We start from the raw sequence: 13905 nt of genomic DNA, 5'->3' as shown, positions 1-13905 counted from the left end.
TAAGCCCCGCTTAAGCTGGCTCGGCCGGCCGGAAATCGGGGACCTGCGGCAGCGCCGCCGTTGATCGCGGGCAGCGGGCCGCGCATATGAGAGGGCCGCAACCCTCCCGACAGGCCGAGGCAGAGACGCCATGACCCGCCCCTTCGACCGTCCCGCATTCGCACGCGCCGCCCATGCCGGGGGCGCCGCCGACGCGCTCGGCGCCCTGCCGGAATGGAATCTGACGCATCTCTATCCGGCGATGGATTCGCCCGCCTTCGCGGCCGATGTCGAGCGCGCCGCGGCCGAGGCCCGGCGCTTCGCCGAGCTCTATCGCGGCAAGCTCGCGGCGCTCGCCGCGCGCGAGGATGCGAGCGCCGCGCTGGCCGAGGCGGTCAAGGCCTATGAGGGGCTGGAGGATCTGGTCGGCAAGATCATGTCCTATGCGGGGCTGGTCTATTCCGGCGACACCACCGATCCGCAGCGCGCCAAATTCTATGGCGACACGCAGGACAAGGTCACCGCGATCTCGACCGACCTCCTGTTCTTCGGGCTCGAGCTGAACCGGATCGACGAGGCGCTGCTGGCCAAGGCGGCTGCACAGGCTCCGCTCAGCCACTGGAAGCCCTGGCTCGACGACCTCGCCAAGGACAAGCCGCACCAGCTCGAGGACCGGATCGAGGAGCTCTTCCACGAGAAGTCGGTCACAGGCCACGGCGCCTGGAACCGGCTCTTCGACGAGACCATCGCCTCGCTGCGCTTCAAGGTCGGCGGCGAGGATCTCACCCTCGAGCTGACGCTCAACAAGCTGCAGGACGCCGACGGGGCGGTGCGCAAGGAGGCGGCGGAGGTGCTCGGCACCGTGTTTCGCCAGCATCTGCGCACATTCGGCCTGATCACCAACACGCTGGCGAAGGACAAGGAGATCTCCGATCGCTGGCGCAAGTTCGCCGACGTCGCCGATTCCAGGCATCTCGCCAACCGGGTCGAGCGCGAGGTCGTCGATGCGCTGGTCGCGGCCGTGCGCGACGCCTATCCGCGCCTGTCGCACCGCTATTACAGGCTGAAGGCGCGCTGGTTCGGCCAGGAGGTGCTCGACTATTGGGATCGCAACGCGCCGCTGCCCAAGGTCGAGCAGCGCACCATCCCCTGGACCGAGGCGCGCGACACGGTGCTCTCGGCCTATGGCGACTTCTCGACCGATATGGCGGGGATCGCGCGACGCTTCTTCGACGAGGGCTGGATCGACGCGCCGGCCCGGCCGGGCAAGGCGCCGGGCGCGTTCGCGCATCCGACGGTGCCGTCCGCGCACCCTTACGTCCTGCTCAACTATCAGGGCAAGCCGCGCGACGTGATGACGCTGGCGCATGAGCTCGGCCATGGCGTGCACCAGGTCCTGGCCGGGCCGAACGGGGCGCTGATGGCACCGACGCCGCTGACTCTGGCCGAGACCGCGAGCGTGTTCGGCGAGATGCTGACCTTCCGCAAGCTGCTCGACGGGACGCGCGATCCGAAGCAGCGCAAGGCGATGCTGGCGGCCAAGGTCGAGGACATGATCAACACGGTCGTGCGCCAGATCGCCTTCTATTCCTTCGAGCGCAAGGTCCATGAAGCGCGCCGGCAGGGCGAGCTGACCGCGGAAAACCTGTGCGATCTCTGGCTCAGCGTGCAGTCGGAAAGCCTCGGGCCGGCGATCCGGCTCGGGCCGGGCTACGAGACCTTCTGGGCCTATATCCCGCACTTCATCCACTCGCCCTTCTACGTCTATGCCTACGCCTTCGGCGATTGCCTGGTGAACTCGCTCTACGGCGTCTACCAGAACTCGGCGGCGGGCTTTCAGGAGCGCTATTTCGCCCTGCTCTCGGCGGGCGGAACCAAGCACCATTCCGAGCTGCTGAAGCCGTTCGGGCTCGATGCGCGCGACCCGGCCTTCTGGCAGATAGGGCTCAAGATGATCGAGGGGCTGATCGCCGAGCTGGAGGGGATGGAGTGAAGCGGGGCGCGCGGTGAGCTCCGTCGTCTTCGACCGCGCGCTCTATCGCCGCCGTCTCGCGGCGGCGCTCGCCGCCGGCTACCCGGATTTCCTGCTGGCGCGCTGCGTCGCCGATCTCGACGAGCGGCTCTCCACCGTGCTGCGCCGCTTCGCGCGAGCGGCCGATCTCGGCACGCCACTGCCGCTTGCGGACAAGGTGCTGCGGGAGCGGGCAGGCGAATTGCTGCGCATGGCCGAGGTCGCGGATGCGAGCGGCGCCTTGGCCGGCGACCTCGAGGCCTTGCCCTTCGCACCGGAATCGCTCGACCTCGCGACCTCGCTGCTGGCGTTGCACGCGGTCAACGACCTGCCCGGCGCGCTGGTCCAGATTCGGCGGGCGCTGCGCCCCGACGGGCTCTTCATCGCCTGCCTGCTCGGTGGCCAGAGCCTGACCGAACTGCGTCAGTCTCTGCTCGCGGCCGAGGTCGAGCTGACCGGCGGTGCGAGCCCGCGCGTCGCGCCCTTCGCCGATCTGCGCGATCTCGGCGGCCTGCTCCAGCGGGCCGGCTTTGCGCTGCCGGTGATCGACAGCGAGAGCGTGACCGTACGCTATGGCGACATGTTCGGGCTGCTGCGCGATCTGCGCGCCATGGGCTGGGCCAATGCCCTCGCCGAACGCAGCGGCAAGCCGCTGCGGCGCGGCGTGCTGCTGCGGGCGGCGGAGCTCTATGCCGAGCGTTTCGCCGATCCGGACGGGCGCCTGCGCGCGACCTTCGAGATCGTCTGGCTCTCCGGCTGGGCGCCGCACGAGAGCCAGCAGAAGCCGCTGCGTCCGGGCTCGGCCAAGGCGCGGCTGGCAGACGCGCTCGGCGTCGCCGAGATCGGCGCGGGCGACAAGGCGGGCGGGGAGAAGCCATGAGCGAGAAGCCGGTCAGGCTCGGGCGGGCCGATTTCCGCCTGTTCCGCACGATCCCGACCCGTTGGGCCGACAACGACGTCTTCGGCCACGTCAACAACGTGATCTACTACAACTGGTTCGACACGGTGGTGAACGCCTGGCTGATCGAGCGCGGCTTCCTCGACGTGAAGGAGAGTTCGGTCGTCGGCCTCGTGGTCGGCACGCGCTGCGATTATTTCGAGAGCATCGCCTTCCCCGAGGTGGTCGAGGGCGCGCTCGCCGTCGAGAGGCTCGGGCGCTCCTCGGTGACCTATCGCATCGGCATCTTCCGGCAGGGCGGCGCGCTCGCGGCGGCGCAGGGCCTGTTCACCCATGTCTATGTCGAGCGTGGCCCGCAGACCCCGGTGCCGATCCCGGCCAGCCTGCGGGCGGCCATGGCTGAGATCAGGGTGGGGTAGGAGCTCCGGCGACTGACCTCACGCGATCAGCAGGCCGCAATGCTCTGCAAAGGGCTCGAAATCGCGATCCTGATGCAGCAGGTGATGGCCATGCGCGATGCAGTAGCTGGCGATGATCAGGTCGACCGTCTTGCGGACCGTGATGCCTCGCATGCGGAGCCGTCGGTAATGGCCGGCGGCAAGCGGTGCGAGTTCCAGGCTGGAGATCGCAACCTGTTCGAAGACGCCGAGGTCGCGCTCGATTCGGGCCGCATGCCGATCGTCGCGGCTGCCTTGCAGCAATTCGAGCAACACCAGATCCGTGAGCAGGATCTGCGAGCGATCGCGGATCGAGAGCAATCGTTCGACCTGTTGCGTTGCCCGATCGCGCAGCAGTGCAATCCAGACCGAGGTGTCGACGACGATCATTTCTGCCGGTGATCGGGCTCGCCGAGTCGCATCGCGTCGAGATCGCCCTCCCAGCCGAGTCCGCGCAGGTCTTCCAGCGCTCGTCGCCGCCGATACTCCTGGACGAGCTTTCGCAGGGCTTCCTCGACGGTCGCCCGTTTGGTGGGCAAGCCCGTCGCTTCCATCGCCTCGGCGAGCAATTTGTCATCGAGCTCGATATTGGTGCGCATGGCGGTCTCGATGTGTAAGAGAGATGTAAATCGTACACATCATGCACTTGCCGTTCAATCTGCGCGTTCCCGCCGCGATTGTCTCCGGAGCCGCTTTTGGGCTATTGCCCCCGCTTGAGATCGAGCCTCTGGCTCGCCCCCTCCGTCAGGAACAGGCCGCGTGATTCCCAACGACATCAAGATCACCCCGCAGCTGGTCGCCGAGCACGGCCTCAAGCCGGACGAATACCAGCGCTTCCTGCACCTGATCGGGCGCGAGCCGACCATCACCGAGCTCGGCATCGTCTCGGCGATGTGGAACGAGCACTGCTCCTACAAATCCTCGAAGATCCATCTGAAGACGCTGCCGACCAAGGCGCCCTGGGTGATCCAGGGCCCGGGCGAGAATGCCGGCGTGATCGATATCGGCGACGGGCTCGCCGTGGTCTTCAAGATGGAGAGCCACAACCACCCGTCCTTCATCGAGCCCTATCAGGGCGCGACCACCGGCGTCGGCGGCATCCTGCGCGACGTCTTCACCATGGGCGCGCGCCCGATCGCGGTGCTCGACGCGCTTCGGTTCGGGGACCCGAGCCATCCGAAGACGCGCCATCTCGTCTCCGGCGTCGTCGCCGGCATCGGCGGCTACGGCAATTCCTTCGGCGTGCCGAATGTCGGCGGCGCCACCGGCTTCCATCGCCGCTATGACGGCAACATCCTGGTCAACGCCATGGCGGTCGGCCTCGCGCGGGCCGACGAGATCTTCTACGCCAAGGCGACCGGCGTCGGCAAGGCGATCGTCTATCTCGGCTCCAAGACCGGCCGCGACGGCATCCATGGCGCCACCATGGCCTCCGCCGCCTTCGGCGAGGGCGGCGAGGAGCGGCGCCCGACCGTGCAGGTCGGCGACCCCTTCGCCGAGAAGCTGCTGCTCGAGGCCTGCCTCGAGATCATGGCGGCCGGCCATGTCGACGCGATCCAGGACATGGGCGCGGCGGGGCTGACCTGCTCGGCGGTCGAGATGGGCGCCAAGGGCGATCTCGGCGTCGAGCTCGACCTCGACGCGGTGCCCTGCCGCGAGGAGCGGATGAGCGCCTACGAGATGATGCTCTCGGAGAGCCAGGAGCGCATGCTCATGGTGATCAAGCCCGGCCATGAGGAGCCGGCCGAGGCGATCTTCCGCAAATGGGGCCTCGACTTCGCCGTCGTCGGCCACACCACCGACAGCCTGCGCTTCGTCGTCAAGCACCAGGGCGAGACGATGGCCGACCTGCCGATCAAGGAGCTCGGCGACGAGGCGCCGGAATACGACCGGCCCTGGGTCGAGACGCCGAAGCGGCCGGTGGTCGATGCCGCGAGCGTGACGCCGCCGATGGCGAATGCCGAAGCGCTGCTCAGGCTTGTCGGCTCGCCCGATCTCTGCTCGAAGCGCTGGATCTACGAGCAATACGACACGCTGATCCTGGGCAATTCGGCGGTGACGCCGGGCGGAGACGCCGGCATCGTCCGGATCGAGGAGGGGCCGAAGGGCCTCGCCATGACCGCCGACGTGACGCCGCGCTATTGCGAGGCCGACCCGTTCGAGGGCGGCAAGCAGGCGGTGGCCGAAGCCTGGCGCAACCTGACCGCGGTCGGGGCGACGCCGCTCGCGATCACCGACAACCTGAATTTCGGCAATCCGGAGCGGCCCGAGGTGATGGGCCAGCTCGTCGGCTGCATCCGCGGCATCGGCGAGGCCTGCAAGGCGCTCGATTTCCCGGTCGTCTCCGGCAATGTCTCGCTCTACAACGAGACCAACGGCGTCTCGATCCTGCCGACCCCGACGATCGGCGGCGTCGGCGTGCTGGCGGACGTCACCAAGCATGCGACGGTCGGCTTCAAGGCCGAGGGCGAGGCGATCGTGCTGATCGGCGAGACCAAGGGCTGGCTCGGGCAGTCCTCCTACCTCGCGACGGTCTGCGGACGCGAGGAGGGGGCGCCGCCGCCGGTCGACCTTTCGGTCGAGCGCCGCAACGGCGATTTCGTGCGCGGGCTGATCGCCGCCGGGCGCGTCAGTGCCTGTCACGATCTCTCGGATGGCGGCCTTGCCGTCGCGCTCGCCGAAATGGCGATGGCGAAGGGCATCGGCGCCAAGGTCGAGGCAATCCCGGCCGGGCCGGCGCACGCCGCGCTGTTCGGCGAGGACCAGGGCCGCTATCTGCTGGCGCTCGCTGCTGGCGCCGCCGAGGCGGTGGTCGCCGAGGCGAAGGCTGCCGGCGTACCGGCTCTGATCATCGGCAAGACGGGCGGCGGCGAGCTTGCCCTGCCAGGCGAGGCCGCTGTCCCGGTCGCTGCCCTGCGCAAGGCGCATGAGAGCTGGCTGCCCGACTACATGGCCGGCAAGGCCGCCTGATTGATTACGAGGAACACCACCGTCATTGTGAGCGTGAGCGAAGCAATCCAGGATACGTAGAGCTCTGCCGCTCCTGGATTGCATCGTCGCTCCGCTCCTCGCAATGACGGAAACGGTCCGAATTTGAGGAGACGCCACATGGCGATGGAAGCGAGCGAGATCGAGCGCCTGATCAAGGCGGCGCTGCCGGATGCCGTGATCGAGATCAAGGATCTCGCCGGCGACGGCGACCATTATGCCGCGACCGTGACCTCTGCCGCCTTCAAGGGCAAGTCGCGGGTGCAGCAGCACCAGATGGTCTATGCCGCCCTGCAAGGAAACATGGGCGGCGTGCTGCATGCCCTTGCGCTGACGACTGCGGTTCCCCAGAATTAGAGCGAGTTCATCCAGCGGGCCTTGAACCCGCCCCAGGAGCAAGACATGAGCGACATCAACGCCCGCATCGACGCCGAAGTGAAGGCCAACGACGTGGTGCTCTTCATGAAGGGCACGCCGCAATTCCCGATGTGCGGCTTCTCCGGCCAGGTCGTGCAGATCCTCAACTATGTCGGCGTGCCCTATAAGGGCGTCAACGTGCTCGAGGATCAGGAGATCCGCGAGGGCATCAAGGCCTATTCGAACTGGCCGACGATTCCGCAGCTCTACGTCAAGGGCGAATTCGTCGGCGGCTGCGACATCACCCGCGAGATGTTCCAGGCCGGCGAGTTGCAGGCGCTGTTCGAAGAGAAGGGCATCGCGGTCAAGCAGGCGAGCTGACGCCGCAGTTTGGCGGGGCTGGGCAGCCTTCGTTGCCCGGCCCGCCCGATCTCGAAAGCCCTGGCCGCTCAGGCCGCCCGGCATTCCGGGTGCGGTTTGCTCACGCGCTCCGTCGAGGCCGGGTATTTTTCCAGCATGCGCGCCGGCCTCACCGGCCGGCGCACCAACTCGCCGCCGCAGTTCGGGCAGGCGCCGCCGAAGCGCGTCTGCGCGCAATCGGCGCAGAAGGTGCATTCGAAGGTGCAGATCATCGCGTCCTGCGCCTCGGGCGGCAGGTCGCGGTCGCAGCATTCGCAGTTCGGGCGCAGTTGCAGCATGGCGCTGATCCTCCATCGCGGCGATGATGGGCTTCGCCGCGGTCGAAGCCAGCGATTTCGCGTGATCGGTCCGATCAATCCCTTTGTCGAAGCACCGGATTGTTCCGAGAAGCGGATTCCGCTTTTCGGTCCGATGCTCTGGCGGTCACTTCACCAGCAGCCAGTCGTCGACCACCAGCGCATCGAGCCCGCTCGTATAGAACATCAGGATCGCATCCTCGCTGCTGTGCAGGATCGGCTTGCCCATGATGTTGAACGAGGTGTTGAGGATCACCGGCACGCCGGTCAGCGCGTGGAAGGCCGTGATCAGCGCGTGGTAGCGCGGATTGCGCTCGGCCGTGACGCTCTGCAGGCGCCCGGTCGCATCCTCATGGACGACGGCGGGGACGCGTGCCCGCACCGCCTCCTTCCAGGTCAGGGTGCGTTCCATATAGGGCGCGTCCTGGTAGTTCTCGAACCAGTCCGGGCCGTGCTCGGCCAGGATCGAGGGGGCGAAGGGCCGGAAGGCCTCGCGGTACTTGACCTTGGCGTTGAGGATGTCCTTGGCGTTCGCCGGGCGCGGATCGGCCAGGATCGAGCGGTTGCCGAGGGCGCGCGGCCCGAACTCGGCGCGCCCCTGGGCCCAGCCGACGAGCTTGCCCTCGGCGAGCAGCTCCGCCGTCGCCACCACGATCTCGTCGGGCGAGAGCTTCTGCAGCCTCGGCTCCCAGGCCGTCATGCGCTCGAAGGGTTCGCTCGACAGGGTCGAGCCGAGATAGGGCGTCATCGGCCCCGCAGGCGCCCGCCAATCCGGATTGGCCTCGGCATGGGCGAGCCAGGCAGCGCCGATCGCGTTGCCGTCATCGGCCGGCGCGGAGGGCACATGGACGCGGGTGAAGCCGTGGCGGCCGACGATCCTGCCGTTGAACGAGGAATTGAGCGCGCAGCCGCCGGCGAGCACGAGGTTCTCGGAGGGGCAGAGCGCCGCCGTCTCGGCGAGCAGCGCCTCCATCATCTCGGCGAAGACGTCCTGGCCGCAGCGCGAGAGATCGGCCCAGCCCGTGTCGAGCGCCTCGGCCGGGCGGCGGGCGAGGATCTCGGCGGCGACGTCCCGGATCGTCGCGGCATCGGCGAAGGTGAGCTTGGTGCCCTCGACGCGATAGAGCTTGCGCAGCAGAGCGAGCAGTTCGGGATCGCGCCGGCCATAGGGCGCGAGCCCCATGATCTTCCATTCCTCGCCCTTGGCCTGATCGAAGCCGGCGAGGTCGGTGACGAAGCCGAAATAGAAGCCGATCGATTCGCGGCCGCGATGGCGCTTCAGCTCGGTGAGGCGGCCGTCCTTCAGAGCGAAGATGGCGGAGGCGCCGGTCTCGCCCATGCCGTCGACGACGAGGCAGGCGGCCTCGCGGAAGGGCGAGGACCAGCAGGCATAGGCGGCATGGCTGAGATGGTGCCCGTAGCGCGTCATCCCGGTGATCTTCGCCTCGCCGAAAGCGCGGTCGAGGCCGAGCAGGGTGCCGAGGCCGGCGCGCTGCTGCTGGTGATGCAGCGCCGCGATCAGGGCGCGCTCGCTGCGCTCGGGCACGAGCGAGCGGTTGAAGGCGGGCGAGAGCTTCAGCAGCGCCTCGAGGCCGAAGGCGCCGCCGCGGCTCATCTGGTCGAGGAAGCCGGTGAACTCCTCGCCCCAGCTGGTGGCGAGCGTGATCTCGGCCCCCCGGGGAATATAGCGCCTGAGCAGTCCTTCCATCCGCGCCGCCGTGTCCGGCTCGCAGTTCGGCGCCCGCTTGTATTGCAGGTAGCGCTCGGCCGCCTCGGCGAACAGGACCTCGCCGGCGGGGTCGACGATGGCGATGGCGGGGTCGTGGAAGGTGGTGGCGAGGCCGATGGTGTAGCTCATGGCCGGCAGGGTATGGAACAGCCGGGCGGCCATGGCAAATGGCGCCCGGGCAGGACCGTCAGCGGCGGCCGATCGCGGCGGTGATCAGCGTCCTGGCGTCGGCGCCCGACCATTCCGCCGGGCCCTGCAGCAAGGCGAGCTCGCAGCCGGCGGGGTCGACCAGCAGGCTGATCGGCATGCCCTCGACCTTCTTCACCGCGCGAATGTCCTGGAAGACCTTGGCCTGCGGATCGGCGTAATAGCCGAGGCGGACGATGTTCTTGTCGGCGAGCCATTTCTTCGGCTTGTCGGGGTGGCGCGTGTCGATATTGATGGCGACGACCTCGAAATCGGAGCCGCCGAGGGCGCCCTGGAGCGCATCGAGCGCCGGCATCTCGGTGAGGCAGGGCAGGCACCAGGTCGCCCAGAGATTGACCAGCACGGTCTTGCCGCGGAAGGCGGAGAGCGTCGTCGGCTCGCCGTCGGGGCCGTTGAAGGCGAGATCGGGGATAAGCGCCGGCTGTTTCGCCACCTCGACGGCGGCGACCTCGCCCCTCGCGAGCGGGCGCAGCGCCTCGGCCCTTGCGCCGGCGGCGCTGCAAGTGGAATTGCCGGCCCCGCCCCGCACGGAGTAGAAGGCCGCTGCGCCGCCGATCACCAGCAGCGCCAGAGCCCCGCAGGCCGCCATCATTTTCGACCGAGACGTCATCGCGCGTCCTTGAAGAGCAGGAAAGACCGCCGTGAGCAACCGCATGTGGGGTGGGCGTTTCGCCACAGGTCCCGACGCCATCATGGAGGAGATCAACGCCTCCATCGATTTCGACCAGCGCCTCTGGCGTCAGGACATCCGCGGTTCGCTGGCGCACGCCGCCATGCTCGCCGCCACCGGCATCCTGACACAGGCGGACGTGGATGCCATCAGCGCCGGACTCAAGGGGATCGAGACCGAGATCGAGGCCGGGCGCTTCACGTTCTCGCGCGCGCTCGAGGACATCCACATGAATGTCGAGAGCAATCTCAAGGACCGCATCGGCCCGGCGGCCGGGCGCCTGCACACCGCCCGCTCGCGCAACGACCAGGTCGCGACCGACATGCGCCTGTGGGTGCGCGATGCGCTCGACCAGCTCGACGAGCAGGTCGCGGACCTGCAGCTCGCGCTTGCCGAGAAGGCCGAGAGCTATGCCGGGGCGGTGATGCCGGGCTTCACCCATCTGCAATCGGCGCAGCCGGTCACCTTCGGCCATCACCTGCTCGCCTATGTCGAGATGCTGGCGCGCGACCGCGGCCGGCTGCGCGATGCGCGCGAGCGCATGAACGAATGCCCGCTCGGCGCTGCCGCGCTCGCGGGCACCTCCTTCCCGATCGACCGGCACATGACCGCCAAGGCGCTCGGCTTCGCCCGGCCGACGGCGAACTCGCTCGATTCGGTCTCGGACCGCGACTTCGTGCTGGAGACTTTGTCGGCCGCCTCGATCTGCGCCGTGCACCTGTCGCGTCTCGCCGAGGAGATCGTGCTGTGGGCGACGCCGCAATTCGGCTTCGTCAAGCTCTCCGACAGATTCTCGACGGGCTCCTCGATCATGCCGCAGAAGCGCAATCCCGATGCGGCCGAGCTGGTGCGCGGCAAGGCGGGTCGCGTCTTCGGCGCGCTGCAGGGCCTTCTGACGATGATGAAGGGCTTGCCGCTGACCTATTCGAAGGACATGCAGGAGGACAAGGAAGGCACGTTCGACGCGGTGCAGACCCTGTCGCTCTGCCTCGCCGCGACTGCCGGCATGGTCCGCGACATGCAGCCGGACCTGAAGACGATGAGGAAGGCGGCAGGGCTCGGCTACGCGACCGCGACCGACCTCGCCGACTGGCTGGTGCGCGTTCTCAAGATGCCGTTCCGCGACGCCCATCACGTCACCGGCCGGCTCGTCGGCATCGCTTCGGGCAAGGGCGTCGGGCTGGAGAAGCTCTCGCTCGCCGAGATGCAGGAGGTCGAGCCGCGGATCAGCGACGAGGTCTTTGCCGTGCTCGGGGTCGAGCGTTCGGTCAAGAGCCGCACCAGCTATGGCGGTACCGCTCCTGCCAATGTGAGGCGGCAGGCCAGGCGCTGGCTGAAGCAGCTCGCCAAGGGCTGAGACTCGTCATGCCCGGGCTTGACCCGGGCATCTCCTGCAGGGGATTCTCGGGTCTGCGCTTTGCTCCGCCCGAGAATGACGCGTGTGAGGCTCGCAAGCTTTCACGCCATTCGCTACAGTCCCTTCGACGCCTTGCCCGAGGATACCCGTTCGTGCCGCATTCCCGTCTGACTATCGGCCGCGCCGTGTTGCTGGCCGGCCTCCTCGGTCTCGCGCTCAGTGCCTGCGGCCGCCGTGGCCCGCTCGAGCCGCCGCCGAACGCCAAAAACGCGGTCGACCTGCCGGCCGAGCAGACCGGCGCGGTCGAGAACACCTTCAACGCGACGGATGCCTCGCCGCTCGGCAAGCCGGCGAAACGCAACAAGGCGATCGAGATTCCCGAGAAGCCCTTCGTGCTCGACCCGTTGCTCTGAAACGACATGCACCACTTCGACTATCGCGACGGCGCGCTCTTCGCCGAGGATGTCGACCTGCGCGAGATCGCGGAGAAGGTCGGAACGCCGGTCTACGTCTATTCCTCGGCGACGATCGAGCGGCATTACCGCCTCTATCAGGAGGCGATGAGGTCGACGGCGCCGGATAGGCCGGCGCATGTCTTCTACGCCATGAAGGCGAACAGCAATCTCGGCGTGCTGAAGACGCTGGCGGCGCTCGGCGCCGGCGCCGACACGGTCTCTGAAGGCGAGATCCGCAAGGCGCTCGCGGCCGGATTTCCGGCGAACAGGATCGTCTTCTCCGGCGTCGGCAAGAGCGAGAGCGAGCTGTCCTTCGCCGTCGAGGCCGGCATCTACCAGGTCAATATCGAGACCGAGGGCGAGCTCGACCTGCTGTCGAAGGTGGCGCAGCGGCTGGGCAAGCGCCAGGAGGCGGTGTTCCGGGTCAATCCCGACATCGGCGCCGGCGGCCACGCCAAGATCACCACCGGCTCCTCGGCCAACAAGTTCGGCGTCTCCTTCGAGGAGGTGCATCGGCTCTATGCCCGGGCCGCCAACATGGCGGGCGTCCGCATCATGGGGCTCGCCGTGCATATCGGCAGTCAGATCCACGAGGTCGACGCCTTCGAGGCGGCCTATGCCAAGATGCGCGATCTCGTGCTGGCGCTGCGGGCGGAGGGCCATCGCGTCGACCGGCTCGATCTCGGCGGCGGGCTCGGCATCCCCTATGACATCCCGAAGGAATTCGATCACGGCCCGGGCCTGATCGAGGCCTATGCAGCGATGGTCGCCAGGGTCACGCAAGGACTCGATGTCGAGCTCGGTTTCGAGCCCGGCCGGCTGATCGTCGGCAATGCCGGCATCCTCCTGACGAGGGTGCTGCATCTGAATCCGCGCCCGAACAAGCAGTTCCTGGTCGTCGACGCGGCGATGAACGACCTGATGCGGCCGGCGATGTACGAGGCCTATCACGAGATCTGGCCGGTGGCGGAACCGGCGGAGGGCGCGAGGACGATCGCCTACGACGTGGTCGGGCCGATCTGCGAATCAGGCGACACCTTCACCACCGGGCGCGAATTGTCCGAACTGAAGCCCGGCGACCTCATCGCCTTCATGACGGCCGGGGCCTATGGCGCCAGCATGTCCTCGACCTACAATCAGCGCCCGCTCGTCGCGGAAGTGCTGGTCAAGGGCGACAAATTCGCGGTGACGCGGCCGCGACAGAGCTATGAGGAACTGATCGGCACGGATCGTGCGCCGCCCTGGCTGTCCTGACTCCGCTTCACAATAAGCGGAGGAGCTGTGGGGCGGCGCGCCTCGGTGCTGGTCACGCCACATTCCCATGCTAGCCTGCATGCTCGGTCGATGAAGCCTGAAGCCCGTTCCGGTCGGCTTGCCCGCGAGCTGATCGGTAAAACGGTCTCCAGACTCAAAGCGAGAGGCGGATTCACCGATCAGATTGAGTCAATCCGATCGGATCCGGCTTGAGAGAGGCGCCGCGGGGGGGGGGGCTCGGAGCATCGGATGAGCGAGACACCGCGCCGGACGGCGCTTGACCCGGCTGGGACGATCCGCAGACGGCTCGACCGCCTCGCTGCGGTATCGCGGCTGTCGCTGGGCTGGGAGCGGCTCTGGCCGCGGCTGTGGGCGCCGCTCAGCGTGGTCCTGCTCTTCCTCGCCGTCTCATGGCTCGGCCTGTGGGGCTACCTGCCCTGGTGGGGCCGGGCCGCCGGCACGGCCGGCTTCGCCCTGGCCCTACTCGGAAGTTTCTGGCCGGCCGTCTCCGGCCGCTGGCCCAGCCGCCGTGAGGCACTCGCCCGGCTCGACCATTCGATGGACGGGGCGCACCGCCCTGCGACCAGCCTCGAGGACACGCTCGCGGTCGGCGGCAAGGACCCGGTCTCGCAGGCGCTGTGGGCACTGCATCTGCAGCGCCAGAGCGCCCATGTGGCGGCGCTGAAGGTCGCCCCGCCGCAGCCGCGCATGGCCGGGCGCGACAGGCGGGCGCTGCGTGCGGCGCCTCTGGTCGCCGCGGTCGCCGGCTTCTTCGTCGCCGGGCACGAGGCCCTGCCGCGGCTCGCCGCCGCCTTCGACTGGCGGGGGGCTGCGCTCGCCGCCGCCG

At 68.3% G+C, this 13905-nt stretch carries 15 protein-coding genes; 10 read left to right on the top strand and 5 right to left on the bottom strand.

All coding sequences use genetic code 11. The annotated features are described in order from the left end of the window. Nucleotides 1-130: 130 nt before the first annotated feature. Genes CS1GBM4_RS13105 through CS1GBM4_RS13095 form a run of 3 tightly spaced genes read left to right on the top strand, consistent with a single transcriptional unit; the run spans nucleotide 131 to nucleotide 3307 of the window. Complete coding sequence (locus CS1GBM4_RS13105) at nucleotides 131-1972, top strand: M3 family oligoendopeptidase (protein WP_186419174.1); 1842 nt, start codon at nucleotides 131-133, stop codon at nucleotides 1970-1972. A gap of 13 nt (nucleotides 1973-1985) precedes the next feature. Continuing rightward, complete coding sequence (locus CS1GBM4_RS13100) at nucleotides 1986-2870, top strand: methyltransferase domain-containing protein (RefSeq protein ID WP_186419173.1); 885 nt, start codon at nucleotides 1986-1988, stop codon at nucleotides 2868-2870. Continuing rightward, nucleotides 2867-3307 (top strand): thioesterase family protein, encoded by a 441-nt coding sequence (locus CS1GBM4_RS13095; protein ID WP_186419172.1) that lies wholly within the window; start codon nucleotides 2867-2869, stop codon nucleotides 3305-3307. Before CS1GBM4_RS13100 ends, CS1GBM4_RS13095 begins: the two co-directional genes overlap by 4 nt. 18 nt (nucleotides 3308-3325) lie before the next feature. Here CS1GBM4_RS13095 and CS1GBM4_RS13090 read toward each other — a convergent pair whose 3' ends face one another. Both CS1GBM4_RS13090 and CS1GBM4_RS13085 read right to left on the bottom strand, forming a co-directional pair. Next, on the bottom strand, nucleotides 3326-3715 hold the full coding sequence (locus CS1GBM4_RS13090; RefSeq protein ID WP_186419171.1) for a PIN domain-containing protein: 390 nt from the start codon (nucleotides 3713-3715) through the stop codon (nucleotides 3326-3328). Continuing rightward, entirely contained in the window at nucleotides 3712-3924 is a 213-nt protein-coding gene (locus CS1GBM4_RS13085) for a type II toxin-antitoxin system VapB family antitoxin (RefSeq protein ID WP_186419170.1), read from the bottom strand. Before CS1GBM4_RS13085 ends, CS1GBM4_RS13090 begins: the two co-directional genes overlap by 4 nt. A gap of 160 nt (nucleotides 3925-4084) precedes the next feature. On the opposite strand from CS1GBM4_RS13085, the gene purL reads away from it, so the two are divergent. The 3 genes from purL to grxD all read left to right on the top strand — a co-directional run bounded on the left by purL (nucleotide 4085) and on the right by grxD (nucleotide 7051). After that, a complete protein-coding gene (purL, locus tag CS1GBM4_RS13080; RefSeq protein WP_186419169.1) occupies nucleotides 4085-6295 on the top strand; it encodes a phosphoribosylformylglycinamidine synthase subunit PurL in 2211 nt (736 codons plus the stop codon). Between the two features lie 138 nt (nucleotides 6296-6433). After that, nucleotides 6434-6670 carry a BolA family transcriptional regulator gene (locus tag CS1GBM4_RS13075; protein ID WP_186419168.1) on the top strand — a complete coding sequence of 79 codons (237 nt, stop codon included), beginning with the start codon at nucleotides 6434-6436 and terminating at the stop codon, nucleotides 6668-6670. 45 nt (nucleotides 6671-6715) lie between these two features. Beyond that, nucleotides 6716-7051, top strand: coding sequence for a Grx4 family monothiol glutaredoxin (gene grxD, locus CS1GBM4_RS13070; RefSeq protein ID WP_186419167.1), 336 nt, complete (start codon nucleotides 6716-6718; stop codon nucleotides 7049-7051). 68 nt (nucleotides 7052-7119) lie between these two features. Here the strand turns inward: grxD and CS1GBM4_RS13065 are convergent, their stop codons facing one another. From CS1GBM4_RS13065 to CS1GBM4_RS13055, 3 genes are all read right to left on the bottom strand, one after another. Beyond that, on the bottom strand, nucleotides 7120-7368 hold the full coding sequence (locus CS1GBM4_RS13065; RefSeq protein ID WP_186419166.1) for a DUF1272 domain-containing protein: 249 nt from the start codon (nucleotides 7366-7368) through the stop codon (nucleotides 7120-7122). A gap of 145 nt (nucleotides 7369-7513) precedes the next feature. Next, nucleotides 7514-9244 carry a carbamoyltransferase C-terminal domain-containing protein gene (locus CS1GBM4_RS13060; RefSeq protein WP_186419269.1) on the bottom strand — a complete coding sequence of 577 codons (1731 nt, stop codon included), beginning with the start codon at nucleotides 9242-9244 and terminating at the stop codon, nucleotides 7514-7516. Between the two features lie 58 nt (nucleotides 9245-9302). Next, entirely contained in the window at nucleotides 9303-9932 is a 630-nt protein-coding gene (locus CS1GBM4_RS13055) for a TlpA disulfide reductase family protein (RefSeq protein WP_244607208.1), read from the bottom strand. Between the two features lie 31 nt (nucleotides 9933-9963). Here CS1GBM4_RS13055 and argH point away from each other — a divergent pair, with 31 nt between their 5' ends. The 4 genes from argH to CS1GBM4_RS13035 all read left to right on the top strand — a co-directional run. After that, nucleotides 9964-11349, top strand: coding sequence for an argininosuccinate lyase (argH, locus tag CS1GBM4_RS13050; protein WP_186419164.1), 1386 nt, complete (start codon nucleotides 9964-9966; stop codon nucleotides 11347-11349). Between the two features lie 152 nt (nucleotides 11350-11501). After that, complete coding sequence (locus CS1GBM4_RS13045) at nucleotides 11502-11762, top strand: lipoprotein (protein ID WP_186419163.1); 261 nt, start codon at nucleotides 11502-11504, stop codon at nucleotides 11760-11762. A gap of 6 nt (nucleotides 11763-11768) precedes the next feature. After that, nucleotides 11769-13058 (top strand): diaminopimelate decarboxylase, encoded by a 1290-nt coding sequence (gene lysA, locus CS1GBM4_RS13040; protein ID WP_186419162.1) that lies wholly within the window; start codon nucleotides 11769-11771, stop codon nucleotides 13056-13058. A gap of 249 nt (nucleotides 13059-13307) precedes the next feature. Continuing rightward, nucleotides 13308-13905: DUF4175 family protein (locus CS1GBM4_RS13035; RefSeq protein ID WP_186419161.1), on the top strand; the 598-nt coding region annotated here is incomplete at its 3' end.

The organism is Allobosea sp. CS1GBMeth4, from assembly GCF_900185715.1.
In the GTDB taxonomy this organism is placed as follows: Bacteria; Pseudomonadota; Alphaproteobacteria; order Rhizobiales; family Beijerinckiaceae; genus Allobosea.
This window is presented reverse-complemented; position numbering and strand designations above follow the sequence as displayed.